General features: G+C 71.7%; 18 protein-coding genes. 8 read left to right on the top strand and 10 right to left on the bottom strand.

Annotated features, from left to right (window positions below; translation table 11 throughout):
• Positions 1-28: 28 nt before the first annotated feature.
• Positions 29-1,006 (top strand): aldo/keto reductase, encoded by a 978-nt coding sequence (locus tag Afe05nite_RS13345; protein WP_203817379.1) that lies wholly within the window; start codon positions 29-31, stop codon positions 1,004-1,006.
• 68 nt (positions 1,007-1,074) lie between these two features.
• Here Afe05nite_RS13345 and Afe05nite_RS13340 read toward each other — a convergent pair whose 3' ends face one another.
• The 3 genes from Afe05nite_RS13340 to Afe05nite_RS13330 form a co-directional block, all read right to left on the bottom strand.
• Positions 1,075-4,587, bottom strand: coding sequence for a choice-of-anchor D domain-containing protein (locus tag Afe05nite_RS13340; protein ID WP_203817378.1), 3,513 nt, complete (start codon positions 4,585-4,587; stop codon positions 1,075-1,077).
• A gap of 193 nt (positions 4,588-4,780) precedes the next feature.
• Complete coding sequence (locus Afe05nite_RS13335; RefSeq protein ID WP_203817377.1) at positions 4,781-5,182, bottom strand: hypothetical protein; 402 nt, start codon at positions 5,180-5,182, stop codon at positions 4,781-4,783.
• A gap of 13 nt (positions 5,183-5,195) precedes the next feature.
• Positions 5,196-5,567: a polymorphic toxin type 24 domain-containing protein gene (locus Afe05nite_RS13330; RefSeq protein ID WP_203817376.1), complete on the bottom strand. Its 372-nt coding sequence runs from the start codon at positions 5,565-5,567 to the stop codon at positions 5,196-5,198.
• 100 nt (positions 5,568-5,667) lie between these two features.
• On the opposite strand from Afe05nite_RS13330, the gene Afe05nite_RS13325 reads away from it, so the two are divergent.
• Positions 5,668-6,231, top strand: a complete 564-nt coding sequence (locus Afe05nite_RS13325) for a pyridoxamine 5'-phosphate oxidase family protein (RefSeq protein WP_203817375.1) — start codon at positions 5,668-5,670, stop codon at positions 6,229-6,231.
• Here Afe05nite_RS13325 and Afe05nite_RS13320 read toward each other — a convergent pair.
• The gene (locus Afe05nite_RS13320; RefSeq protein WP_203817374.1) at positions 6,224-8,005 is read right to left on the bottom strand and encodes a Xaa-Pro dipeptidyl-peptidase; all 1,782 of its coding nucleotides are present in this window, start codon (positions 8,003-8,005) and stop codon (positions 6,224-6,226) included. The two genes, Afe05nite_RS13325 and Afe05nite_RS13320, sit on opposite strands and share 8 nt — an antisense overlap.
• 77 nt (positions 8,006-8,082) lie before the next feature.
• Here Afe05nite_RS13320 and Afe05nite_RS13315 point away from each other — a divergent pair, with 77 nt between their 5' ends.
• Both Afe05nite_RS13315 and Afe05nite_RS13310 read left to right on the top strand, forming a co-directional pair.
• Complete coding sequence (locus tag Afe05nite_RS13315) at positions 8,083-8,460, top strand: DUF1304 domain-containing protein (protein WP_203817373.1); 378 nt, start codon at positions 8,083-8,085, stop codon at positions 8,458-8,460.
• Positions 8,461-8,532: 72 nt separating this feature from the next.
• The gene (locus Afe05nite_RS13310; RefSeq protein ID WP_203817372.1) at positions 8,533-9,234 is read left to right on the top strand and encodes a VOC family protein; all 702 of its coding nucleotides are present in this window, start codon (positions 8,533-8,535) and stop codon (positions 9,232-9,234) included.
• A gap of 10 nt (positions 9,235-9,244) precedes the next feature.
• Here the strand turns inward: Afe05nite_RS13310 and Afe05nite_RS13305 are convergent, their stop codons facing one another.
• Entirely contained in the window at positions 9,245-12,058 is a 2,814-nt protein-coding gene (locus Afe05nite_RS13305; RefSeq protein ID WP_203817371.1) for an FAD-binding and (Fe-S)-binding domain-containing protein, read from the bottom strand.
• A gap of 48 nt (positions 12,059-12,106) precedes the next feature.
• Entirely contained in the window at positions 12,107-12,811 is a 705-nt protein-coding gene (deoC, locus tag Afe05nite_RS13300) for a deoxyribose-phosphate aldolase (protein ID WP_203817370.1), read from the bottom strand.
• A 58-nt stretch (positions 12,812-12,869) separates the two neighbouring features.
• Between deoC and Afe05nite_RS13295 the strand changes: the two genes are divergently transcribed.
• The gene (locus tag Afe05nite_RS13295; protein WP_203817369.1) at positions 12,870-13,571 is read left to right on the top strand and encodes a GntR family transcriptional regulator; all 702 of its coding nucleotides are present in this window, start codon (positions 12,870-12,872) and stop codon (positions 13,569-13,571) included.
• Positions 13,572-13,664: 93 nt separating this feature from the next.
• Positions 13,665-15,848 carry a M4 family metallopeptidase gene (locus Afe05nite_RS13290; RefSeq protein ID WP_239117787.1) on the top strand — a complete coding sequence of 728 codons (2,184 nt, stop codon included), beginning with the start codon at positions 13,665-13,667 and terminating at the stop codon, positions 15,846-15,848.
• A 560-nt stretch (positions 15,849-16,408) separates the two neighbouring features.
• Here the strand turns inward: Afe05nite_RS13290 and Afe05nite_RS13285 are convergent.
• Positions 16,409-17,602 (bottom strand): MFS transporter, encoded by a 1,194-nt coding sequence (locus Afe05nite_RS13285; protein WP_203817367.1) that lies wholly within the window; start codon positions 17,600-17,602, stop codon positions 16,409-16,411.
• Positions 17,603-17,849: 247 nt separating this feature from the next.
• Here Afe05nite_RS13285 and Afe05nite_RS13280 point away from each other — a divergent pair, with 247 nt between their 5' ends.
• Positions 17,850-23,321 (top strand): ATP-binding protein, encoded by a 5,472-nt coding sequence (locus Afe05nite_RS13280; protein ID WP_203817366.1) that lies wholly within the window; start codon positions 17,850-17,852, stop codon positions 23,319-23,321.
• Positions 23,322-23,368: 47 nt separating this feature from the next.
• Here Afe05nite_RS13280 and Afe05nite_RS13275 read toward each other — a convergent pair whose 3' ends face one another.
• Together Afe05nite_RS13275 and Afe05nite_RS13270 are read right to left on the bottom strand one after the other, a co-directional pair.
• Positions 23,369-23,992, bottom strand: coding sequence for a hypothetical protein (locus Afe05nite_RS13275; protein WP_203817365.1), 624 nt, complete (start codon positions 23,990-23,992; stop codon positions 23,369-23,371).
• A gap of 44 nt (positions 23,993-24,036) precedes the next feature.
• On the bottom strand, positions 24,037-24,258 hold the full coding sequence (locus Afe05nite_RS13270; protein WP_203817364.1) for a hypothetical protein: 222 nt from the start codon (positions 24,256-24,258) through the stop codon (positions 24,037-24,039).
• Positions 24,259-24,474: 216 nt separating this feature from the next.
• Here Afe05nite_RS13270 and Afe05nite_RS13265 point away from each other — a divergent pair, with 216 nt between their 5' ends.
• Positions 24,475-24,939: a hypothetical protein gene (locus Afe05nite_RS13265; protein WP_203817363.1), complete on the top strand. Its 465-nt coding sequence runs from the start codon at positions 24,475-24,477 to the stop codon at positions 24,937-24,939.
• A gap of 97 nt (positions 24,940-25,036) precedes the next feature.
• On the opposite strand, the gene Afe05nite_RS13260 is transcribed toward Afe05nite_RS13265, so the two are convergent.
• Complete coding sequence (locus Afe05nite_RS13260; protein ID WP_203817362.1) at positions 25,037-26,152, bottom strand: LLM class flavin-dependent oxidoreductase; 1,116 nt, start codon at positions 26,150-26,152, stop codon at positions 25,037-25,039.
• Positions 26,153-26,227: the final 75 nt, after the last annotated feature.

The following is a 26,227-nucleotide window of genomic DNA, read 5'->3' as shown; positions in this document are numbered from 1 at the left end:
CGGCGTACGCCGGGTAAAAGCGCCGATCATGAGACTCGGGCTGGGCTGCGCGCCCATCGGTAACCTCTATCGCGCCATCGATGACGACGGGGCGGCGGCGACCGTCGATGCCGCCTGGGACGCCGGTATCCGTTATTTCGACACCGCGCCGCATTACGGGCTCGGGCTTTCCGAGCGCCGGCTCGGTGCGGCGCTGCGCCGGCGACCACGAGCCGACTACCGGGTGAGCACCAAGGTGGGCCGGTTGCTGGTGCCGACGCCCGCCGCGACCGGCCGGGACGAGGACCTGTTCGACGTGCCGGCCACCCACCGGCGGATCTGGGACCTCACCGCCGACGGCGTCCGCCGCTCGCTGGACGACAGCCTGGACCGGCTCGGCCTGGACCGGGTCGACATGGTCCTGATCCACGAGCCCGAGAAACACCCGGCGGACGCCCTCGACCAGGCCTACCCGGCCCTGCACGCGCTGCGCGCCGAGGGCGTGCTCAGCGAGATCGGCATCGGCACCGGCGACCTGGAGATCGCCTGCCGGTTCGTCACCGACACCGACCTCGACGTCGCGATGGTCGCCGGGCGCTACTCGCTGCTCCAGCAGTCGGCCCTCGGCACGCTCCTGCCGCTGTGTGCCGAGCGGGACGTCGCGGTGCTCAACGCGGCCGTGTTCAACGGCGGTCTGCTCGCCGAGGACCGGCCGCACGCGGGTCTGCGCTACGACTACGAGAAGGCTCCGGAGGCACTGGTGGCCCGCGCCTCGGCCATGGCGGCCGTCTGCGAGCGCCACGGCTCGACCCTGCCCGCCGCCGCCCTGCACTTCGCCGGGGCCCACCCGGCCGTCCGCACCACGGTGGTCGGTGCACAGGGCCCGCACGAGGTGAGCCGAAACGCCGCCCTGGCCTTCGGCCCGCCCCCACCGGCCGCGCTGTGGGCCGAGATGATCGAGATCGGCCTGCTGCGCCGGGACGCCCCGCTGCCGGACCTCGGGCGCCCCGCCGGCCTGCTCGCCTGACCGCGAACCGGATTGCCGCCGCACGCGGGCCGGCGCCCGGGGCGCAACCGGCCCCGGGCGCCGGGCGGTCAGCTGTTCCAGACCTGGAAACCGGAGATCTGGCCGGCCGGCCAGCCGGAGTTGGCGGTGACGTTCAGCCGGAAGTAGCGCTGGGTCGACGCGGTGAAGGTGATCGTCACCGTGTTGCCGGCCGACTGGGTGAAGTTGTAGGCGGCCGAGGCCTTCAGCGTGCTCCAGGTGGAGCCGTCGGTGCTGCCCAGCACCGACAGCGTCTCGGTGCGATCACCCCACGCCGCCGGGAGTTGCAGGACCACCCGGCCGGCACTCTGCGCCGAGCCCAGGTCGACCTGCACCCACTGCGGGAACGCGTGGTTGCCGCTCTCCCAGTAGGTGTTCGGGTCGGCGTCGGTGACGTTGCCCGAACCGTAGACGTCGGCGTGACTCGACTCGCTCGTCGGCCTGCCGGCGGCCAGGTTCGTGCTGGTGGTGCCCGCGCCGGTGCCGGTCAGGGCGACGGTGGTGCTCGCCCCGCCGCCGGTCAGGGTGACCCCGCCGGTCCGGGTGCCGGCGGCGGTCGGGCGGAACGTGACGGTCACCGTGCAGGAGGCGCCGGCGGCCAGGGCGGTACCGCAGTTGTTGGACTGGGCGTAGTCGCCGGACACCGAGGCGGCCAGGGACGTGGCGGCGGCGGTACCGCTGTTGGTGACGGTCACCGAGCGGGCGCTGCTTGTCGTGTTCACACTCTGGCTGCCGAAGGTGAGCGACGCCGGGTCGGCCGACAGGACCGCGGCCGGGGTGGTGGTGCCGCCACTCGGGTAGACCTCGAGCTCGGACACCTGGCCGGCGGGCCAACCCGAGTTCGCGGTGATGGTGACGCGGACGTAGCGGGCCGAGGTGCCGGGCACCGCGATCGACGCCGTGTTGCCGGTGGCCGGGTCGAACCGGTAGGTGGCCGAGCCGACCGCGGTGCCGAAGGTGGAACCGTTCGTGCTGGTCTGCACGGACAGTGTCTGGGTGCGGGCGGCCCAAGCCGTGGCCGGCGGCAGCTTCAGGGTCACCTTGCCGATGTCGTACGCGGCGCCCAGGTCGGCCTGCAACCACTGCGGGAACGCGCTGTTGTCGCTCTCCCAGTAGGTCGAGGCGGCGCCGTCGGTGGCCGTCGACGCCGCCTGGGTGGTGTTGACCTGGCTGCTCGCGGTGGCGGGACGACCGGCCGCGAGGTTGGTGGCCGAGCCGATGCCGTCGCCGGTCAGGGCGATCACGAGCGGGCTGTTGTTGGCGTTGCCGGTGACGGTCACGCTGCCGGTTCGCGTACCCGACGTGGTGGGTTTGAAGGTGACGGTGACCGTGCAGGAGGCACCGGCCGCAACCGACGCGCAGTTGTTGGTCTGCGCGTAGTCACCGGAGGCGGTCACGCCGGAGATGGTCGCGGTGGTGGTGCCGGTGTTGGTGACGGTCACCGGCTGGGCGGCCGAGGTGGCGCCGACGGTGGTGCCGGCGAACGACAGGGACGACGGCGAGGCGGCCAGGACCGGGCCGGGGGCGACGCCGGTGCCGGAGAGCGGCACGCCGCTGGTGGTCCCGGCGGCGGTGACGGTCAGGCTGCCGCCGCGGGCCCCCGCGGAGGCGGGGGTGAACCGGACGCTCACTGTGCAGGAGCCGCCGGCCGCGACGGACGAGCCGCAGGTGTTGGTCTGACTGAAGTCGCCACTGGTGGCCACGGACGTGACCGGCGCGGCGGCGGAGCCCGAGTTGGTGACCGTGACGGTCTGGGCGGCGCTCGTCGAGCCGGTCGCGACCGAGCCGAAGCCGAGCGTGGACGGGCTGATCGAGATCAGGGCGCCGTTGTCCGGCAGGTAGGGCGGGAACGTCGGGGCGGTCACCTGGGTGCAGGCGGTGGAGCCGAAGATGCCGGAGTTGCCGCCGCCGTCGGTGAGCGTGAAGCCGACGCCGCAGTTGTAGCTCGCGGCCGGCCCGAGGGTGCCGGTGGCGGTGCTGTCGGAGATCGTCGCCGAGCCGCCGACCTGCTCCTGGACGACGTACGATCCGGTGTTCTGGATGGTCGCGTTATTGATCTTGACGTTCGAGATCTGCGAGCCGGAGACGAACTGGATCGCCTCGAACGGGCTCTGCTGGATCAGGATGTTGTCGACGTTGGTGAGGCCGGTCATCGCGCCGTCCCGGGCGTCGAACCAGAGCGCGCCGACACCGAACTGCCAGTTCGGGTCGAGACCACCGGACCGGATGATGGTGTTGCGCAGCACGTCGGTGCGGCCCAGCGGGGTGCTGGCGAAACGCTGCGCCACGTGGATGCCGCCACCCTGGGTGAGGCCGGAGTCGATCACCCGGTTGTCGGTGACGAAGTTGTCGTGACCGCCGTAGATCGCGATGCCGTTGGCCAGGATGGGATATTGCACCGTGTTGTGATCGAACGAGTCGTTCGCGTCGGCCACCGACTCGGCCCAGGTCGCCAGGCCGTCGTCACCGGTGTTGCGCAGGTCCGAGTTGGTGACCTTGGAGTTCGTGACGCCCTTGTGGAAGTTGACCCCGTCGGCCGTGACGTCGCGGATGCGCAGTCCGGACAGGACCAGGTTGTCCATCGGCCCGTCCATCCACGCGCCGACCTTGAGGTGCTCGATCCACAACCGGTCGACAGTCGAGTTGCTCATCGCCCCGCCGACCGCGTTGACCTGCGCCGAGTCGTTGCGCTCCTGGACGTCGCCGAAGATCGCGAAGTCGGCGAGGTGCACCCCGGTGCTGGGGTTGGGCGCGTCGTTGCCGTAGAAGCCGGGCGCGGCGCCGACGACCGTCGAGTGCCACATGCCGGCGCCCTTGATCGTCACATTGTTGACCGCGATGTGACCGGGGACGCGGAAGGTGCCGGCCGGGATCCACACCGTGCCGCCGGCACCGGCCGACTGGATCGCCGAGTTGAACGCCGCGGTGGCGTCGGCCGCGCCGGTCGGGTCGGCGCCCTTGGCGGTGATCGAGACCGAGCCGGACGGCTGGGACAGCGCGCCCGCCACCGATTCGAAGTCGGCGAAGTCGACGGTCGTGCTCGACGTGGCGGTGAGCCGGAACTTCGTGCCGGCCGGGTAGCTCGACGGGAGCAGCCGGTGCGCCTCGTCGTAGAAGTGGTGCGGGTTGCTGCCGGGCTGGTTGGTGAACGGATAGCTGCCGTAGTACCAGCTGTAGGCGTTGGTGAGGGTGAAGGCCGAGGACGCGGCGCCGTTTATCGAGAAGTTGATCGGCGTCGTGTAGACCGAGCCGCTGCCCGAGTCGGGAATGCTGTAGCGGAACACCATCGAGTTGGTCGCCACCGGGGTGGTGAACTCGACGTACTGCCCGGCGGCCAGGGTCACCGCTTTGCGATAGGACGCCTCGCCGGCGAGCGTGTTGTAGGCCGCCGACGGGCCGATGAGCGTGCCGTTCGTGGCCGAGCTCTCCGCCTGCACCTCGACGTAGGGCAGGGTGGCGCCGCTGCCACCGGTCGCGGCGGCCTGGGCCGGGGACGCGGCGAACAGGGTGGTGCCGAGCAGGGCGGCGGCACAGAGAGCGGCGCCGAGCCTTCTTCTGGACATGGTTGCTCGCTTTCGGACGAAGCGATAAGCGATGCGGCCGGTCGGGGCTCCGTCCACATCAAGGGGATAACGGGCAACGTAACGTCCGTGACACAGGATTGCAATATTGAGACAAGACTTTGCAAGACTCGAGTACGGGCACAGAAAAAGGGGCGCAGCCGACCGAAGTCCGCCGCGCCCCTCGAAAAACCGGTCAGGCCGGATAGAGAATCGGCTCGATCTCCGACAAAAGGGCGGCCAGCAGAGCGCCGTCCGGCAGCGAGGCGCAAAGGGCCAGCGCCGCGTCCCGCTCACTCGCGTAGAGCAGGAACACCCGCGACACCGACTCCTGGATCTGCGCGTGCTGCTGGTCGTCGGTCTCCGCCAGGGCGGCGGCGACCAGCGACAATCCCTTGGCGTCCGAGCGCCGGAGCAGCGCCTCGGCGGTGACCAGGGTGACGAACGTGTCCTCGGGGTCGACGACCACCCGCGCCAGGGCGGCGCGCGCCTCGGGCATCTCGGCGAAACTCGCCAGCGCCCGGCCCGCGTCGGCCCGGTCACGACAGTCGGCACTCGTCGCGAGCTCCACCAGAGCCCGCACCGCCGTCGATCTCACTCGATCATCCTAGTCAGCAGCCGAACGCGGGTTCGCCGTACGGACCAGGACCTTCGAAGGCGTCCGGCGTCTTGTCGACGTACGTCTGCCCGGTCCTGGGGTTGGTGTTGGTCTTGTACGGCTGCCAGTGCGGTGTCTCCACGCCGTTGTGCGCCGCACCGAACAGGTCGACCCGATAACGCAGGTTGCCGTTGCGGTCGTAGACGCCCCAGCCGGTGACCGCGCCGTCGGTGTTGTTGTCGACCTTGTAGTAGACCCCGTCGGCGGGCCCGCCGGTCAGCGGCGGGTGTCCTCCGTTCCACTGCTGGACATCGGCCCGCGGGTTGCCCGACCAGTCGTCCACACCCTCGTTGTGCACCAGCACCGGCGTCGCTCCGGCAAGCACCTAGTAGGTGGGGGCGCCGGCGATGGTGAGGTTGTACATTTCGCCGCGTGCATTCGGACGAGCGATGTCGAGAACGTCCGCCCGGTTTCGTCAGCAGGGCATGAGACCGACCGACGTCACCGAGATCCTCAGCCGACCGCTCAGCCAGGAGCTGCTGGCCCGCGACCTGACCCGGCTCGCCTACGTCGCCGAGGACGGCACCCCGCGCAGCATCCCGATCGCGTTCACCTGGAACGGCTCCGAGATCGTGATGTGCACCGCGACCAACGCGCCGAAGCTGCCCGCGCTGCGCCGCCACCCGATGGTGGCGCTGACCGTCGACACCGAGGTCCACCCGCCGAAGATCCTGCTGATCCGCGGGCGGGCGGAGCTCGACGTGGTCACCGGCATCCCGGCGGAATACCTCGAGATGAACGGCAGCTACGAGATGACCGCCGAGCAGCGCGTCCACTGGGAGGCCGAGGTCCGCTCCCTCTACGACGGCATGGTGCGCATCGTGGTCACCCCGACCTGGGCCAAGCTCATCGACTTCGAGACGACGCTGCCGAGCGCGGTCGAGGAGCTGGTGCGCAGACGAGCCCAAACCGCCGTGGGGGCCCAAACCGCCGCCGGGGCCGACGCCGCCGCCCCCGGGGCCGAGGGCGGCGGCGCGCCGGTCAACTGAGCGGCAGGGTCACCGAGGACAGGGCCGGGCGGACCCCGACGACCGTGCCGGCCGGGTAGCGCAGGGTGTGGTCGCGGTCGGTGGAGACGAGCACCAGGCCGATGCGGTGGCCGGCCGCGAAGACGTGCTCGGTCGGCTGCAGGTTCCAGCGGAACTCATCCGACTGACCGGCCCTGATCGGCGTGGTCCGGGCCGGGGTGAGCCGGTTCCGGACGTCCAGCCAGCCCCGCGTGACGATCTCGTAGGGCGTCGAGTCCACCACCTCCTCGCGCCGGTTGAAGCAGCCGGGGTCGCCGGGGATACCCGGGCCGACGCAGTCCTGCTCGGCAAGCGTGCGCGTGCCGGCCCAGCGGTCGGCGGTGCCGTAGTCGACGAGCAGCGCGGTCAGGTACGGCGACCCGCCGGTGAGGTCGGCCCGCACAGTCACCGAGGCAGTGCCGGAAAGGCGCGTTTCACGCGCAAGTTCAGGTCCGAGATGGATCAGCCGGTTCGGATCGGGCACGGTCTCGTTCGCCACCAGGCTTTGCGGCGTACGGGCGGGATCGTCGACGAAAACCTGTCGAGGGCCGCTGCCCAGCTTCTCCGAAACCGGGCGGGTCGACCGGGGCGGCCAGGTCGACGAGGTCTGCCAGTGGCCGGGCGCCGTCTCCACGTCGGCCTGCGGGTCACCCATGATCCCGGTGTCGATCCGGTAGAGCCAGAAGTCGAACCACCGGTGCAGCGTGGCGAGCCAGACGTCACGCCGTACGTTGAACGGGTCGGTGTGGTCGGCCTGGTGCAACCAGATCTTCTTGGGCCCCCGCAGCGCGTCCCACCACTGCCCGAACTGCTGGGTGCGCACGTTGTCGTCGTGCAGCCCGTGGACCACGAACACGCTGGCGCGAACCTTCCCGGCGTCGCGCACGTAGTTCCGCTCCGCCCAGTACGCGTTGTAGTCGCCGGTTTCCCGGTCCTGTCGCTTCTCGAGGTCGGCCAGCACCCGCTCGCAGACCTCGGGGTGGGCCCGGGTCAGCACCGCCTTGGCCAGCACGTCGGTGTCCTCGCCCTGGAAGCCGCCGGGCGCCACCACGCCGCCGTTCGCCCGGTAGTAGTCGTACCAGCTGGAGATGGCCGCGATCGGCACGATGGTCTCCAGCCCGCGGACTCCGGTGGCGGCCACGGCGTTGGGCAGGGTCCCGTTGTAGGAGACCCCGATCATCCCGGTACGCCCGGTGGACCATCCCGCGCCGACCGCCTGCCCGCTCTCGTCGAAGCCGGGGGCCCGCCCGTTGAGCCAGTCGATCACCGCCTTCATGCCGAGGGTCTCGTTGCGCCCGCCCGAGGTGGGGCACCCGTCCGAACCCCCGCTGCCGAGGCTGTCGGCGAAGACCACGGCGTAGCCGCGCGGCACGAAGTAGTTGTCGAGGTAGCCGCTGAACGTGATCGTCTCGGCCGCCCGGTCGAGCCCCGGCGAGGTGCCGAACGCGCTGACGCCGCGGTCGACATCGTCGTGGTTGGGTACGTCGTTGAGCCCGGCGTAGTAGGGACTGGCCTGGAAGATCACCGGGACCCGGGTAGCGGTCGCGGGCCGGATCACGCGGACCGCGACCCGATCGGGCCGGCCGTCGGCGTCGCTGTCGACCGGGGTCTGCACCCAGACACGTTCGCGAACGGCCTGGGTGTAGTCGTGGATGGGTTCGGTGGGGCCTTTCGTCGCCGCGGTGGCGGGCGCGACGGCCGCCGCCGAGGCGGTGAGGGCACAGAGGGTGACGGCCATCAGCCGGTTCAGTCGCATCGGCTGACCCTATCGGCGTACATCGATATTTGTGGTACTTCGCCGCGACCCGACCCCGGTCCGGCAGAATTCCGATCATGAATGCCATCGCCCAGGCCGCGGCCGTGCTAGCGGCCCTGATCCATGTCTACATCTTCATCCTGGAGGCGATCCTGTTCCCCCGCCCGCAGGGTTACCGAACCTTCGGCGTTCCCGAGTCGGACGTTCCGGCGGTCCGCTCGTGGGCGTTCAACCAGGGCTTCTACAACCTGTTCCTGGCCGTGTCGGCGATCGTCGGCGTGCTCCTGGCCCACACCGGCCCCACCCAGGCCGGCACCGCGCTGGTGGCGGCCGGGTGCGGCAGCATGCTGGCCGCCGCCGTGGTGCTGCTGGCCACCAACCGCCGCATGCTCCGGGCCGCCGCCGTGCAGGGCCTGGCCCCGCTGGTGGCGATCGTCCTGCTGATCGTCGCCTGACCGGCGTCCGAAACGTGGTACGCCCGGCCAACTCGTTGGCCGGGAATCGGCCCTCTTGCTAGGTTCGCCCCCATGACCGAGCTGTTCGCGCTCTGCATCGACGCACAGGAACCCCACCGGCTGGCCGAGTTCTGGGCCGCACTGCTGGGCCGGCAGCGGGACGGCGACACGCTGCGGCCGGCCGGTGAGCCGGGCTTCCGGATCCGGTTCCGGCCCGCGCCGGAACCCAAGCGGGGGCCGAACCAGATGCATTTCGATCTGACGAGTACGTCGCTGTCCGACCAGCAGAACACCGTCGCCCAGGCCCTGGCGCTCGGCGGCCGGCACATCGACGTCGGGCAGCTTCCCGACGAGGACCACGTCGTGCTGGCCGACCCGGAGGGCAACGAGTTCTGCGTCATCGAGCCGGGCAACGGCTTCCTGGCCGGCTGTGGCTTCGAGGGTTGCCTGGCCGGCGACGGCTCCGCGGCGGCCGGCTACTTCTGGGCCGAGGCCCTCGGCTGGCCCCTGGTCTGGGACGAGAACGAGGAAACCGCGATCCAGTCGCCCCGGGGCGGCACCAAGATCTCCTGGGGTGGCCAACCGCCGGCGCCCGGAACCGGCCGGGGCCGCCTGCACTTCGACCTGGTGAGCGACGACGAGCAGGCCGACGCCGACCGCTTGATCGCGATCGGCGCCAAGCGCGCCGACCGCAACCAGCACCCGGGCGAGCCGCACATCGCCCTGACCGATCCGGACGGCAACGAGTTCTGCGTCCGGCCCCGGCAGCTCTAGGCCGAGCCGGCTATCGGGCCTCGCGCGCCTGGGCCTGCGCGAGCAGTTGCACCAGGTGGACACCCGGCGTGTCGGCCAGGTCGGCGGCCTGGGTGCGGCAGGAGAAGCCGTCGGCCAGCAGGATGTCCCCCGGTTCGGCCTTCGCCAGGGCGGGAAGCAGCTGCTGCTCGGCCACCTGCACGGACACCTCGTAGTGGCCGCGTTCCACGCCGAAGTTGCCGGCCAGGCCGCAGCAACCGCCGAGACGCCGCACCGTGGCGCCGGCCGACTTGAGCAGTTTCGCGTCGGCCTCCCAACCCATCACCGCGTGGTGGTGGCAGTGCGGCTGGGCGATCACCCGAACCCCGTCCAGCGACGGCGGTTCGTAGCCGGGGGTGCGCGCCAGCAGCTCGGCGACCGTGACCGTGGCGGCGCTGACCTTGCGGGCCGCCTCGTTGTCGAGGATCTCCTCGATGTCGCCACGCAGCACACCGGTGCAGGACGGCTCCAGGCCGACCACCGGCATGCCCTGGTCGATCGCCGCCGACAACTCCTGCGCGGTCTTGCCGAGGATGCGCCGGGCGGCGTCGAGCTGGCCGGTCGAGATCCAGGTCAGGCCGCAGCACGCGGCCCGGGTGGTGACCCGCGGGGCGTAGCCGGCGGCGGTCAGCACCTCGACCGCGGCCCGGCCGACCTCGGGCGAGAAGTGGTCGGTGAAGCTGTCCACGAACAGCAGGACCGGCTTGCCCTCGCGGGCGACCGGCTGGGCGGCGAACCAGCCGCGGAAGGTCTGCCGGGCGAAGGCGGGGATGTCGCGGCGCGCGTCGACTCCGGCCAGGTAGAGCGCCAGGCCGCGGATGCCGGGGAGCCGCATCACGCGGTTGGCCAGGCCGGGCATCCGGGCGGCCAGGCGCGACCACCGGGGCAGCCAGCCGAGCGAGTAGTGCGAGCGGGGGCGCAGCCGGCGCTGGTAACTCTGGTGCAGGACCTCGGCCTTGTAGGCGGCCATGTCGATGCCGGTCGGGCAGTCCGACGCACAGCCCTTGCAGGAAAGACAGAGATCGAGGGCGTCGTGCACCGCGGGCGAGCGCCACGAGGGGGCCAGATCCCCGTCGAGCATCTCCTGCAGCACTCGGGCCCGGCCTCTGGTCGAGTCCTTCTCCTCGCGGGTGGCGAGGTAGGAGGGGCACATCACGCCGCCGAGAGCCGTGGTGTCGGCCCGGCACTTGCCCACCCCGGTGCAGCGGTGCACAGCCTGGTTGAAGTCGCCCTGATCGGAGTGGTAGGCCAGGGCCAGCTTGCCCGGAGCCGGGCGGGCCTGCACGACCCGGATGTTCGCGTCGACCGGATCAGGGTCGACCAGGTTGCCGGGGTTGAGCAGATTGCCCGGGTCGAAGACGCCCTTGATCTGCCGGAAGAGCGACATCGCGGCCGGCGAGTACATCCGGGACAGCAATTCACTGCGGGCGCGCCCGTCACCGTGCTCGCCGGAGAGCGACCCGCCGTAGGAGACCACCAGATCGGCGGCGTCCTCGAGGAACGCGCGGAACTTCGCCGGGCCGCCGGGCGAGGTCAGCGGGAAATCGAGGCGCACGTGCACACAACCGTCGCCGAGATGCCCGTACGGCATGTTGCTCAGACCGTGCTGGTCGCACAGCGCGTCGAAATCGCGCAGATAGGCCCCGATCCGGGCCGGTGGCACCGCCGAGTCCTCCCAGCCGGCGTGGGCCGGAAGCCCGGAGGGCGCGCGGCCGGCGAGACCGGCCCCGTCCTCCCGGATGCGCCAGAGCGGGGCGGCCGCCGCCGGATCCTCGACCACCAGCGAGTCGACCGCCTCGGCCGTCTTGACCAGGCCGGCCACCCGCTCGCGCACCTCGTCGAGGTCGTCGCCGGCGATCTCGACCATGAGCCAGGCGGTGCCACCCGGCAGCGGCGGGACCGCCGCCGGGCCACGCCGGCTGCGCACCAGGTCGCAGATGCGGGAGTCGATGCCCTCGCAGGCGGTCGGGCGGAACTCGAGGATGGCCGGGATGATGTCGCCGGCGGTGCCGAAGTCGGGATAACCGAGCACCACCAGCACCCGGTGCGCCGGGTCCGCGACCAGCCGCACCGTCGCCTCGGTGAGCACGGCGAGGGTGCCCTCGCTGCCGACCAGGAACTCGGTGAGGTTGAAGCCGCGCTCGGGCAGCAGGTGCTCGACGGCATAACCGGAGACCTGCCGGCCGAAGGTGCCGAACTCGGTGCGCGCGACGGCCAGGTTGGCCCCGACGAGATCCCGCAGGCCGTCGGTCACCCGGGCCGGCCCCTCGAGCAGTCCGGGCCCGCTGACCAGGCGCTCCCCGTCGACGGTCAGAGCGTTGAGCCCGAGCACGTTGTCCGAGGTGCGGCCGTAACCGAGGGTGCGGGACCCGCACGAGTTGTTGCCGATCATGCCGCCGATGGTGCAGCGGGTGTGCGTCGACGGGTCGGGGCCGAACCGCAGCCCGAACGGCTTGGCCGCGGCCTGCAGCACCGCCTGCACGGTGCCGGCCTCGACCCGGGCCGACCGGGCGGACGGGTCGACGTCGAGCACCTTGTTCATGTGCCGGCTGAAGTCGAGCACCACCCCGGGCCCGATGGCGTTGCCGGCGACCGAGGTGCCGGCGCCCCGGGCGGTCAGCGGAACGCCCAGGTCACGGCACACCGACAGGACCGTGGCGACCTCGTCGGCGGCGCGCGGGCGGACCACTGCCCGGGGGACGACGCGGTAGAGGGAGGCATCGGACGCGTACATCGCGCGGTTGGTGTCGTCGTCGAGCACGTCGACGACCCCGGCGCGGCGCAGTCGATCTCCCACTTCACTCATGGGCGAGATTTTTCCAGGTAGGCGCGCCACCGCGGACGGCGCCCCGGGTCAGTCCCGCAGGGCGGGCACCGCCGCGACGAGCGGGACGCGGCGGGCCACGTCGGCGAGGATCTCGGCGGTGGCGGACGAGCCGAACCGGGTGACGCCCACCGACGCCATGGCCAGGATCTGGTCCAGTGTGCGTACCCCGCCGGAGGCCTTGACCCGCACCTTGGGTGAGACCGCCGACCGCATCAGCGCGAGATCGTCGATGTTCGCGCCGCCCGGCGCGAACCCGGTGCTGGACTTCACGAACGCCGCGCCGGCCCGTTCCGAGGCCCAGCAGGCGGCCAGTTTCTGTTCGTTGGTGAGGAAGGCGGTCTCGAGGATGACCTTGACCTTGGCGTCACCGGCCGCGGCCACGACGGCACCGATCTCGGCCTCGACCGCGGCGATGTCACCGGAGCGCAGCCAGCCGATGTTGATCACCATGTCGATCTCGTCGGCACCGCTCGCCCGCATCGCGACCGTCTCGGCGACCTTCATCGCCGTCGAGGCGGAGCCGTGCGGGAAGCCGATCACCGTGCCGACCAGCACGCCGCTGCCCCGCAGCAGGCTGACCGCCAGCGGCACGTCGCACGGCCGCACGCAGACCGAGGCGACCTGGTAGCGGGCCGCGACGGCGCAGCCCGCCCGGACGTCGTCGCTGGTGAGCTCGGGCCGGAGGATGGAGTGATCGATCATCTTCGCGATCTGAGCCACCGTGAAGTCCATGTCTCGGCACGCTAGCTGTCTATACAGGTAACTGTCTAGACAGGTTAGGGTGTGATTCATGCCCGCGCCCCAGTACCCCGCCATCGAGCAGGCGTTACGCGCCCGGATCGCCCGGTCGCGGCCCCATGACCCGCTGCCCTCCGAGCCCGAGCTCGCCCGTGCGCACGGGGTCAGCCGGATGACCGCGCGCGCCGCGGTGACCAAGCTGGTGAACGACGGGCTGGTCTACCGCGCGCCGGGCCGGGGCACCTTCGTGGCGGTGCCGACCGGACCGCGCCGCGCCGACAACCTGGTGCGGCTCAGCGAGGAGATCCGCAAGCAGGGCCGCACCCCGTCGTCGCGGGTGGTGCTGGCGCGTCTGCGGCCGGCCTCGGCGATCGAGGCGACCCGCCTGCGCCTGCGGCGCGGCGACGTGGTGGCGATCCACCGGGTGCGCCTCGCCGACTCAGAGCCGATCGCGTACGAGCGGGCGCTCTACCCGGGAGCCCTGTCCGCCCTGCTCGAGGTGGACCTGAGCGGCTCCGTCCACGAGGTCCTGGCGACCCTGGGCCGGATGCCGACGCGCGGCACCGCGACCCTCACCGCGCAGCCGGCGACCGCCGAGGACGCCCGTGAGTTGCTGGTGCCGCCGGGGTCCGCGCTGCTGGTGGAGGAGCGTCTGATCCTCGACGACCGGGACGAGCCGCTGGAGCTGAGCGAGTCCCGCTACCCCGGCGACCGCTATCGCCTGGACGTCGCCTTCGGGGTGGAGCCGCTCTGAGAATTTCGTAAACAGAGTTTTACATCACCAACTGCCGCGACATAGAAGGATTTCCATCAGTTGATGTACTTCCTTAATCGTGGGAGGAAGCTGTTGAGAACCGTAATCGCGCTGGCCGCTACCATCGCGCTGGCAGGGTCCGGGGTGACGGCGATCGCTGACCGCGCGTCGGCCGCCCCGAGCACCCCGAGTCCGATCACCCAGGCCGGCACCTCGGCCGTCAAGGGCTCGGCCAAGGACAAGTACCAGGTCTACAGCCGCACCGACGAGACCGTCCGTTACACCCGCACCTATGCCGGGCTGCGGGTCTACGGCGGCGATCTGGCCATCCGACTGAAGAACGGCAAGGTGACCGGCACGTCGGTCGGCCTGCGCGCGCCGCTCTCGCTGAGCACCACCCCGGCCGTGCCGGCCGCGACCGCACTGCGCGTCTCGCGCGCCCATTTCACCGGCAGGATCACCAGCACCGGTCGGCCCGAACTGTTCGTCGACGCCAGCACCGGCCTCGGCAAACTGGCCTGGGAAACGGTCGTGAGCGGCTGGCTCCCGGACGGGCAGACCCCGTCCCGCCTGCACGTCATCACCGACGCCGGCACCGGCGCGCCGATCGGCAGCTTCGACGAGATCGAAAGCGTCGCCGGCACCGGGAACAGCATCTACTCGGGACCGGTCGCGATCGAGACCACGGCCACCGGCACCGGCTTCACCCTCACCGACCCCACCCGCGGTGCGGGCTACACCTGCGACATGGGCAACCGCACCAGCGGCAGCTGCGCGGTCCTCACCGACACCGACAACGTCTGGGGTACGGGCACGAACACCGACCGGGCCTCCGCGGCGGTGGACGCCCACTTCGGCGCGGCCACCACATTCGACTACTTCAAGAACGTGCACGGCCGGGACGGCATCTTCGGCGACGGGACCGGCGTGCCGTCGCGGGTGCACTACGGCAGCGCGTACGTCAACGCCTTCTGGGACGGCGCCCAGATGACCTACGGTGACGGCACCGGCAACGCGAAACCCCTCGTGGCGCTGGACGTGGCCGGGCACGAGATGTCACACGGCGTGACCGAGCACGTGGTGCCGGGCGGCCTCACCTACTCCGGCGAGCCGGGCGGACTCAACGAGGCGACCAGCGACATCTTCGGCAGCATGGTCGAGTTCTACGCCGGCAGCACGACCGACCCGGGCGACTACGACATCGGCGAGAAGATCGACATCCGGGGCACCGGCGCACCCCTGCGCTACATGTACAACCCGGTGCTCGACGGCTCCTCGCACGGCTGCTGGTCGTCCAGCACCAAGAACGTCGACGTGCACTACTCGTCCGGCGTGGCCAACCACTTCTTCTTCGACCTGGCCGAGGGCAGCGGCGCCACCGAGTTCGGCACCTCACCGCTGTGCGGAACGGCCGCCCCGGTGATCGGCATCGGCCGCGACAAGGCCTCGGCGATCTGGTTCCGCGCCCTGGACAACTACTTCATCTCCAGTACGACCTACGCCCAGGCCCGCGGCTACACCCTGGCCGCCGCCACCGACCTCTACGGTTTCTGCAGCACCGAGTACAAAGCCGTGCAGGCGTCCTGGACCGCGGTGAACGTGGCCGGCGACGACTTCTGCTCCGCGGGCAACGACTTCTCCCTCAGACTCGGCACCGTCTCGCTGACCGTTGACCCAGGCACCTCCGGCACCGTCACCCTGGCGACCACCTCGGTCAACGGCGAGGCTGAGCCGATCACGTTCTCGGCCGGCGTCGTGCCGGCCGGCGTGACCGTCTCCTTCGACCCGCCCACCGTGACCGCCGGCGACCCGACCACCGTCACCGTCACCGCCGCCCCCGGCGCCGCCCGCGCCTCCGCCCCGGTGACGATCACCGGCACCGCCCCGGCGGTGACCCGCGCCGTGTCACTCACCGTCGGCGTCAACAGCGCCGCCGCGTGCACCGCCACCAACGGTGACGACCTCGCCATCCCCGACAACACCACCGTCTTCAACTCCGTCACCATCGACGGCTGCGCCACCGCCCCCTCCGCCACCAGTTCCGTCGAGGTACACATCGAACACACCTACATCGGCGACCTGATAGTGACCTTGCTGGCCCCCGACGGCAGCCCCTACGTCCTGCACAACCGGGCGGGTGGCAGCACCGACAACATCGACGAGACCTACACCGTCAACCTCTCCGGCGAATCCGCCAACGGCACCTGGACCCTCTCCGTCCGCGACGCCGCCAGCGCCGACATCGGCACCCTGGACACCTGGTCCCTCTCCCTGTAACCACCCACTCCCGGCGGCCGGACCTCCACTCCGGCCGCCGGGCCCCTCGTCACCCCCAGCCGGAACCATCGCCGCGGCACAGCCACTGGCCCCCACACCGGTTCAGAACCCTGCACCCCGCCACGCCGGGCCAGCCGCTTCCGCTGCGGCTCACCGGCTCTACCAGTGGGGCGGGCGATTCACCGGCTCGCGGCCGCACCGGACCACGCATCGATCTCGGAGTTGCCGCCTGCGGCGCGGCAGGACCCAAGATCGGCCCTCGGAAGTTCGGGTGGCGGGGCAGTTGTCGGACCTCGACGCGATCGACTTCGGGCGCAGACCCTTTTCAGGGGAGATGGGGTCTGCCAGCGCCCGGCGGCCCCATCTCCCCTGAAAAGGGCCGATCCTGGTCTCCTCGGGCCGGTCGTGAAGCCAACCGCCGCAGCTGGTGGCTTCCGAATCAAGTAGACAGCCGACAAAAGCACCGGACCGCGCTGAGCCGAACCCCGCTCAGGCGGGCCGAGCAGGAGCGGGCCGGGCTGGACCGGGCCGAGCTGGCAAGCGAAGCGGAGGGGGAGCAATCAGCGGGGGGCGGGGGCCGGGGGTGGCAAGGCGGTAGGAGTGGTGGCCAGTCGGCGCAGGGAGCGGACTGCGGGGACGGTGGCCAGGAGGATGAGGGCGGGGATCAGGAAGGCCAGGCGCAGGCCGATCGGTTCGGAGAGGGCGCCCAGGAGTACGGCGCCGACCAGGGCGCCGCCGTAGTTGAAGAGGTTGACGCGGGCGATCACTTCGTCGCTGTGCCCGGGGGCGGCTTCGCCGGCGGCGCTGAAGGCCAGGGGTACCAGGACGCCGACGCCGATGCCGGTCAGGCCGAAGCCGAGGATGGCGGCCGGGATCGAGGGGAGGGCCACCACCACGCCGCAGCCGAGGGCGCAGATCAGCAGGCAGCCGGCGGCGGCGGGGATACGGCCGAGCCGGGGTACGACGTGGTCGCCGGCCAGCCGGGCCAGGAGTACGGCGGCCTGGTACGCGGCGTAGCCGAGGGGGACGACGGCGGCGGTCGCCTTCAGCGAGTCGTCCAGGTAGACGGAGCTCCAGGTGCTCACCGCCGAGTCGGCCAGGAACGCGGTGAAGATGAACGCCCCGCACACCCAGACGACGTGCCTCGTGCCGTCGTGCCGGGTTTCCCGGGCCAGTTCCGGCATGGCGGTGCGGCCCGGTTCGAAGGAGGTGAAGCCGGCCGCGACCACGACCGCGGCGATCAGGGCGGCGGCACCGACGGCGAGGGCGGCACCGGCACCGGAGGCGGCGAAGCCGGACATCAGCAGCGCGGCGAGGATGGCGGCGGCGGTGTACGCGGCGAACAGCCGGCTCATCACGCTCCGGCCGATCCGGGCCTGCACCAGGACACCCTGCATGCTCAGGCTGGCGTCGACGGCGCCGAGACCCACCCCGTACGCGATCAGGATGGCAGTGAAAAGCGGGGTCGGGGTGTGCAAGGTCGTCAGGCCCAGGCCCACCGTGACCGCCAGCAGGCCGCCGCTGAGCGCGAAGCGGCTGCCCCACCGGGCCGCCACCTTGTCCGCGACGATCGAACCGCCCGCCGCCGCGACGCAGACCAGGAGCAGGATGACGGAGACGTACGCGTCGTCGATGCCCTGCCGTTCCTTGAACGTGGGCAGTGCCGTGACCACCGCGGCGTAGCCGAAGCCCTGCGCGGCGTAGCCGGCGCCGATCCAGGTGGCTCGCCGGGCGGCTGTTCTCTCATGCGGCATCAGCGAATCATCCTGGTGCCGCCCGTTCTTGAAAAGACCTCATGTTCAACTTGCCATACCCCTATTTCCGCCGTGGCCCGTTGCTCGCGGTCCAGCCCGCCGGAAAGAGCGGCTTTCCTGCGCAGACAGCCTGTGGCGGCGGCCGCACCGGGGGAAGTTACTGACACGTACCTGTCAGGGGTTAAGGCGCGAGCCCGACGCCAGTAGGCTCCGGGTCAACGATTCTTGCGAGGCAGGGGCTCTACCGGTGTTCAGACGTATCGCCATCGTCAACCGTGGTGAGGCCGCGATGCGGCTCATTCACGCCGTTCGTGAGCTGTCCGCGGAGACCGGGACTCCGATCGAGACCGTGGCCTTCCACACCGATGTCGACCGCACCTCCACGTTCGTGCGTGCGGCCGACATCGCGTACGACCTCGGGCCCGCCGCCGCCCGGCCCTACCTCGACCTCAAGCTCCTGGAACGGGCGCTCGTCGAGTCCGGCGCCGACGCGGCCTGGGTCGGCTGGGGCTTCGTCGCCGAGGATCCGGCGTTCGCGGAGTTGTGCGAGCGGGTCGGCGTCACCTTCGTCGGGCCCAGCGCCGACGCGATGCGCAAGCTCGGCGACAAGATCGGCGCCAAGCTGATCGCCGAGGAGGTCGGCGTGCCGGTCGCGCCGTGGAGCCGCGGCCCGGTCGAGACCCTGGAGGCGGCGCTCGAGGCGGCCTCGACCATCGGCTATCCGCTCATGCTCAAGGCGACCGCCGGTGGCGGCGGGCGCGGCATCCGGGTGGTCCGCGACCCTTCCATGCTGGCCGACGCCTACGAGCGGACCAGCCAGGAAGCGGCCCGCGCGTTCGGCAGCGGCATCGTCTTCCTGGAGCGCCTGGTCACCGGCGCCCGCCACGTCGAGGTGCAGGTCATCGCGGACGGCCAGGGCACCGCGTGGGCGCTCGGGGTGCGCGACTGCTCGGTGCAGCGGCGCAACCAGAAGGTCATCGAGGAGTCCGCGTCGCCGGTGCTGCCACCCGCGCGAGTCACCGAGCTGAAGGAGTCGGCCGAGCGGCTCGCCGTGCGGGTCGGTTACCGCGGCGCCGCGACCGTCGAGTTCCTCTACCACCCGGGTGACGACCTGCTCGCGTTCCTGGAGGTCAACACCCGGCTCCAGGTCGAGCACCCGATCACCGAGTCGACCACCGGGTTCGACCTGGTCAAGGCCCAGCTGCATGTCGCGGGCGGCGGCCAGCTCGAGGGCACCCCGCCGGTCGAGCGCGGGCACGCCGTCGAGGCCCGGCTCAACGCCGAGGACCCCGACCGCGACTTCGCCCCCTCCCCCGGACGCATCGCGCACCTCGACCTGCCCGCCGGCCCCGGCATCCGGGTCGACACCGGCGTCAGCGAGGGCGACACCATCCCGGGCGACTTCGACTCGATGATCGCCAAGGTCATCGCGTACGGGAAGGACCGCGACGAGGCGCTCGGCCGCCTCCGCCGGGCGATGGCCGACACCACCGTGATCATCGAGGGTGGCGCCACCAACAAGAGCTTCGTGCTCGACCTGCTCGACCAGCCCGAGGTGATCGACGGCAGCGCCGACACCGGCTGGATCGACCGGGTGCGCGAGCAGGGCCGGCTGGTCTCGCACAGCAACAGCGCGGTCGCGCTGGCGGCGGCGGCCATCGAGGCGTACGAGGACGAGGAGCGCACCGAGCGGCAGCGGCTGCTGTCCACCGCGTTCGGCGGGCGCCCGCAGGTGCGCCACGAGAGCGGCCGCCCCCTCGATCTCAAGCTGCGCGGCAACGCCTACCGCGTGCGGGTCGCCCGGGTCGGCGCCCACCGCTTCCGGGTCGGTGTCGAGGCCGGCGAGCTGGTCCGCACCGCCGACGTCGAGCTCGAGCGCTTCGACCGGCACACCGGCCGCATCACGGTCAACGGCGAACGGCACCGCCTGATCACCGGCACGCACGGCGTGATCAGCCTGATCGAGGTCGACGGCGTCGCCCACCGGGTCACCCGCGACGAGGGCGGCGTGCTGCGCTCCCCGATGCCGGCGCTGGTCGTCGCGACCCCGCTCGAGGCGGGCGCCGAGGTCGAGGCGGGCGCGCCCGTACTGGTGCTGGAAGCCATGAAGATGGAGGCCGTGCTGCGCGCGCCGTTCAAGGCTCGCGTCAAGGAGGTGCTGGTCAGCGCCGGCAGCAAGGTCGAGACCGGGGCGGCTCTGCTGCGGCTGGAGCCGATCGGCGATGCGACCGCTGAGGCTGAGGTCGCGGGCACGGCAGTGGAGATCGATCTCCCCGCCGAACGCACCGGGGGTGAAGGCCGCATCCGCGCCACCCGCCGCCAGGAGGACCTGCGCAGCCTGCTGCTCGGCTTCGACGCCGACCCGCACGACGAGCGCCGCGTGCTCGCCGACTACCTGGACGCCCGCCGGGCCGCCGCGGCGGAGGGCCGCCGGCCGCTCGCCGGCGAGGTCGAGCTGATCGAGGTGTTCGCCGACCTGGCCGAGCTGAGCCGCAACCGGCCCGCCGGCGTGGACATCAGCAAGGACACCCACGTGCACAGCGCGCGGGAGTACTTCCACACCTACCTGCAGAGCCTGGACGTCGAGCGGGCCGGGCTGCCGGAGTCGTTCCAGGCCCGGCTCAAGAAAGCCCTCGGGTGGTACGGCGTGCGCGACCTCGAGCGCACCACCGCGCTCGAGGCCGCCGTGTTCCGGATCTTCCTGGCCCAGCAGCGGGCGGCCGGCGACGCCGCGGTGATCGCCAGCCTGCTGCGCGCCTGGCTGGGCGAGCCGCCGCCGGACGACACGCTGCGCGAGCCCATCGGCCTGGCCCTGGAACGCCTCGTCGCGGCCACCCAGGTCCGTTTCCCGGTGCTCGCCGACCTCGCTCGCGGCGTCGTGTTCGCGTGGTTCGGCCAGCCGTTGCTGCGGCGCAACCGGGCGCTCGTCTACGCCGGCGTACGCCAGCATCTGCGCCTGCTCGACGCCCAGCCGGACTCGCCCGACCGGGCCGACCGCGTCGCCGAGATGGTGCGCAGCACCGAACCGCTGGTCCGGCTGCTCGGCCAGCGCCTCAAGCGGGCGAACCTCGACAACTCGGTCATGCTGGAGGTGCTGACCCGCCGGTACTACGGCAACAAGGGCCTCACCCACGTGCACACCACGTCCGCCGCCGGTTGCTCGTTCCTGGTCGCCGACAAATCCGGCACCCTGCTCATCTCCGCCGCGGAGAAGTTCGACAAGCTCAGCAGCGTGCTCGCCGGGCTGGCCGCTCTCGGCACCGGCGACCTGGCGATCGACGCCGATCTGTACCTGTCCTGGGAGGACCAGCCCGCCGACCCGGACAAGATCGCCGGGGAGCTGCACGAGATCATCTGCGCGCAACCGCTGCCCGACCGGATCCGCCGGGTCACGGTGGCGGTCGCCGGCCGGCGCGGCAGCGTCATGCACCACCACTTCACGTTCCGGCCCGCGACCACCGGGATGATGGAGGAGCGGCTCATCCGGGGCCTGCACCCGTACATCGCGCAGCGCATGCAGATGGAACGGCTGCGCAAGTTCGACCTCACCCGGGTGCCCTCCTCCGACGAGGAGATCTACCTGTTCCGCGCGGTGGCCCGGGAGAACCCGGCGGACGACCGGCTGGTGGCGTTCGCCCAGGTGCGTGACCTGACCGAGCTGCGTGAGCACGACGGCCGCCTGGTCGCGCTGCCCACCACCGAGGACACCATCGCCACCGCCCTCGACTCGATCCGGCGGGCCCAGCAGCAGCGGCCGAGCGACAAACGGTTCAGCACCAACCGGATCGTCGTCTACGTGTGGCCGCCGTTCGCCCTGACCCGCGAGGAGATGGAGACGATCGCCCGCCGGGTGGCGCCGTCGGTGGCCGGGGCGGGACTCGAGGAGATCTCGTTCATCGCCCGCCAGGACGTCGGCGGCGAACTGCGCAAGGTCGGGGTGCGGATCGGCTTCGACGGCACCGGCACGATGGCGCTGACCATCGGCGAGCCGTCGAGCGCGCCGGTCGAGCCGATCGACGGCTACCGGCAGAAGGTGCTGCGGGCGGCCGCGCGCAACACCGTCTACCCGTACGAGTTGACCGATCTGCTGGCGGGGCCGGCCGGCGGCTTCGTCGAGTACGACCTGTCGCCGTCGTTCGAGCTGGTCCCGGTCGACCGGCCGAAGGGGCGTAACACCGCGGCGCTCGTCGCCGGCGTCGTCACCACCGTCACCGAACGCCACCCCGAGGGTGTGCGGCGGGTGATCCTGCTCGGCGACCCGACCAAGTCGCTGGGCGCCCTGTCCGAGCCCGAGTGCCGGCGCGTCATCGCCGCCCTCGACCTGGCCACGTCGATGCGGGTGCCGCTGGAGTGGTTCGCCCTGTCGTCCGGCGCCCGGATCTCGATGGAGTCCGGCACCGAGAACATGGACTGGGTCGCCGCCGCCCTCAAGCGGATCGTCGAGTTCACCCAGGCCGGCGGTGAGATCAACATCGTGGTCGCGGGCATCAACGTCGGCGCCCAGCCCTACTGGAACGCCGAAGCCACGATGCTCATGCACACCAAGGGCATCCTGGTCATGACGCCCGACTCGGCCATGGTGCTGACCGGCAAGCAGGCGCTCGACTTCTCCGGCGGCGTGTCGGCCGAGGACAACTTCGGCATCGGCGGCTACGACCGGGTGATGGGGCCGAACGGTCAGGCGCAGTACTGGGCGCCCGACCTGACCGGCGCCCGTGACGTGCTGATGGCGCACTACGACCACACCTACGTCGTGCCCGGCGAGACCGCGCCGCGCCGCGCCGCCACCACCGACCCCGTCGACCGCGACATCTCGGACTTCCCGCACGAGGCCGCCGACAGCGACTTCACCACCGTGGGCCAGATCTTCTCGGTCACGTCCAACCCCGACCGCAAGAAGCCCTTCGATATCCGTACGGTCATGCGCGCCCTGGCCGACCAGGACCACCCGGTGCTGGAACGCTGGGCCGGCATGGCCGACGCCGAGACCGCCGTGGTCCAGGACGTCCACCTCGGCGGCGTCCCGGTCTGCCTGCTCGGCATCGAGTCGCGGTCGGTGCCGCGCCGCGGCTTCCCGCCCACCGACGGTCCCGACACCTACACCGCGGGCACCCTGTTCCCCCGCTCGTCCAAGAAGGCGGCCCGTGCCATCAACGCGGCCAGCGGCAACCGCCCGCTGGTCGTGCTGGCCAACCTCTCCGGCTTCGACGGTTCCCCGGAGTCGATGCGCAAGATCCAGCTCGAGTACGGCGCGGAGATCGGCCGGGCGATCGTCAACTTCGACGGCCCGATCGTGTTCTGCGTGATCTCCCGCTACCACGGCGGCGCGTTCGTCGTGTTCTCCAAACGCCTGAACCCGAACATGACGGTCCTGGCCCTGGAGGGATCGTTCGCCTCGGTGCTGGGCGGCGCCCCCGCGGCCGCCGCCGTCTTCGCCGGCGACGTCAACGCCCGTACCGCCGCCGACCCCCGGATCCGGGCCGCGGAGGCCCGGCTGGGCGCGGCCCCGGGTGCCGAGCGGGGCGCGCTGGCGGCCGAGCTCGACGAGCTGCGCTCGTCGGTGCGGGCCGAGAAGCTGGGCGAGGTGGCCGCGGAGTTCGACCGGATCCACTCGATCCAGCGCGCGGTCGAGGTCGGCTCGGTCGACGCCGTGATCAAGGCCGCCGAGATGCGCCCGCGCATCATCGAGGCGATCGACACCCACCTGCGCAGGCACTGACCACCACCGCCCGGATCACCCGTACGGGTGGTCCGGGCGGGGCCCGGTCAGTCGGCCGCGGGCAGGCAGCCGCCGTCGGCGGTCCGGCTTGCGTATTCGACGTGGTAGCCGTTGGCCTCGCTCAGCCAGCCGAGCACGCACGCCTGGCCGGTCCACGCGGCGATCGTCCAGCCGTCGCCGAAGCCGATGTCGTGGGCGGTCGGGCGGCGGACCGTCGAGTCGGGCAGGCCGTGCTCGGCCAGCGCCTTCTGCACCGCTGCCCGGTCGAATTTCCTCTTCTTGATTAGCGGCATCAGCGCGTCCTCCGCGGCCAGGGCACATTTCACCGCGCCGGAGACCGCCGCCGGCGGCAACTCGTGCCGGTCGAGGAAGGCTCGGTTGGCCCGCATCTGCCGCTGGAGCATCTCGCCGCGGTACTGCTCGTCGAGGTATTCGTTCGACGGGCTCGGCAGCGGGCTCTCGTCCGGCGGCCCGGCCGTGGCGGCGGCCGTGGCCGACCGTCTTGGTGTCGCCTTGGTCGTGGCGCACGGCAGGGTGTCCTTGCCGGGCGGCGTGGTCACGACCACGCGCCGCTCGGTGGGCTCACTCTCCGGAGTGGTGCCGGGCTGGGCGCAACCCGCCAGAAGCAGGAGGGCCGTCCCGCCGGACAACGCGGATCGCCGGAATCTCATGTCTCCCCCGTTTCGTCGAGGGCGACCCTACAAGCCATGGGCGCCTATCGATCCGGAGGCACCTCGAGCGGATGCCGGAACTCGTCGCGCGCGGCCAGCCGCTCCATGGCAAGAACATACTGCTCATGGGTTATGTCGCCGGCCTCCAGCTGGGCGGCCAGCACCCCCTCGACGCTCGCCGAAGCCTCGCCCGGCGGCGGCAGTCGCTCGGGGCGCCAGGGCCGGGCGGCGGCCGGTTCCGCGATGTTGCGGGACCACACGGCCACACTGCAAACGGACAAAACGAGCACGGCAAAAGCAAGGAGAAAGACCATCCCCCGTCACCTCCTGCAACCATCCTGCCGGATTCGAACATATGATCGGAACCCCAGCGTCAACATGACGTCACTGATCTTGGAAACGCCGGGCCGGTGATCCGGGTGCGGGCGGCACCCCATAAGGTGCTCGCGCCACATCGGACAGAACGGCATCAGGGAGCAGCGTTGACCCAGCCGCTCGGCGACCAGGATCCCTACTGGGCGCCGCCACCGGGGTCGCGGCGCATCCGCCGCTCCCGGGTCATCCCCGGCATCACGGTCGCCGCGCTCGGCCTCTTCGGCGCGGGGTGGTACAGCGGTGCGACGTGGGCGGCCCGCCCGCCCGCGGCGGACAACCGGCTGCCGAGCGCCCAGGCGACGTGCGACCCGGCCCGCAGGAACACCCGGGTGACCGACGGCGGCCGCACGATGATCATCGACGGCCGGGGCGCGCGCGATCCGCGGGGCGCGAAGGTGACCGACCTCGAGTGCCTCCTGAACGCGCTCGGAGCCCCAGAGGCCGTCCAGCGGCACATGCTGGCCACCCGCACGATCGACGGCCGCCAGTCCGACGGCTGGTCCACGTTCACCGCGTCCTGGTCGTTCGACAGCGGCGACGGCATCGAGGTGATCGTCCGGACGTCGCCCTGAAGACCACTCCGCACAGGGCGGAGCGGCCTTCCGGGCGGACCCGGGAATTCATCCGTTGATCCGCCGCCGCTCCGGTCGGCACGCGGCCGGCGGCGGCTCAGCCGTGCCAGTGCTCGGCGAGCAGCTCGAACGAGCGCACCCGATCGCTGTGCTCGTAGGTCATGGTGGTGACCAGCAGTTCGTCGGCGCCGGTGACCCGGCGCAGCGTCTCCAGCTTCTCGGCCACGGTCTCCGGCGAGCCGACGAACTGCGTCTCCACCCGATCCGCGACCAGCTGCCGGTCCCGCTCGGTCCACTCGAACGCCTCGGCCTGCGCCACGCTCGGGTAGGGGATCGCCCCGGCGCCGGTACGCACGCTGCGCACCCAGAGCGGATAGGGGACGGCGAGCCGGCGCGCGGTCTCGTCGTCCTCGGCCACCAGCACGTCGGCGGACACCATGACCCGCGGTTCGCGCAGGGCGGCCGACGGCCGGAACGCGGCCCGATAGGCGTCGACCGCCTCGAGCACCCGGGCCGGCGCCACGTGATAGTTGGCCGCGAACGGCAGTCCCCGCGCTCCGGCGACGCGAGCGCTCTGGCCGCCGCTGGACCCGAGGATCCAGATCTGCAGGTCGGCCCCCTCGCCCGGCACCGCGTGCGCCTCGTTGCCGTCGTCGTCGGTGTACGGCCCGGCGAGCAGCGTCTGGATGTCGGACAGGGCGCTGTCGAGGTCGGCCGGCTCCGCCCCCGGCTGGGTCAGCAGCTCGGCGAACAGGGCCGACCGCGCCGACCGCAGAATCGGCTGGAACGAGAACGACTGCGGGATCAGCAACCCGTCGACCACCCGGGCCTCGGTGACCTCGACCTCGGGCGGCTCGGCCAGGATCGATTTGCGACGCTGCGCCGACCGGCCGAGCCCGAGGTCGAAGCGGCCCGGATACAGCGCGTCGAGCAGACCGAACTGCTCGACCGCCCCGAGCGGCGTGAGGAAGCCGGTCTGCACGGCCCCCGACCCGAGCCGGATCCGCTCGGTGCGCGCCGCGATCTGGCCGAGCAGCAGCGCCGGCTGCGAGCCGGCCACCCCGGGCGTGAGGTGGTGCTCGGCCACCCAGTAACGGTGGTAGCCGAACTGCTCGGCCCGCCGCGCCAGATCGAGCGTGCGGCGCAGCGCGTCCCCGGCGGTCCCCCCGCAGACCAGCCCCGAGAGGTCCAGGATCGACAACGGAACGGCCATCGGGTTCTCCCCACGAAAGTCGGATCGAGATCGGGTACGGCGCCGAGCAGCGCCCGGGTGGCGGGGCCGGGGCAT

Origin of the sequence: Paractinoplanes ferrugineus (assembly GCF_016862195.1) — a bacterium.
GTDB lineage: Bacteria > Actinomycetota > Actinomycetes > Mycobacteriales > Micromonosporaceae > Actinoplanes > Actinoplanes ferrugineus.
This window is presented reverse-complemented; position numbering and strand designations above follow the sequence as displayed.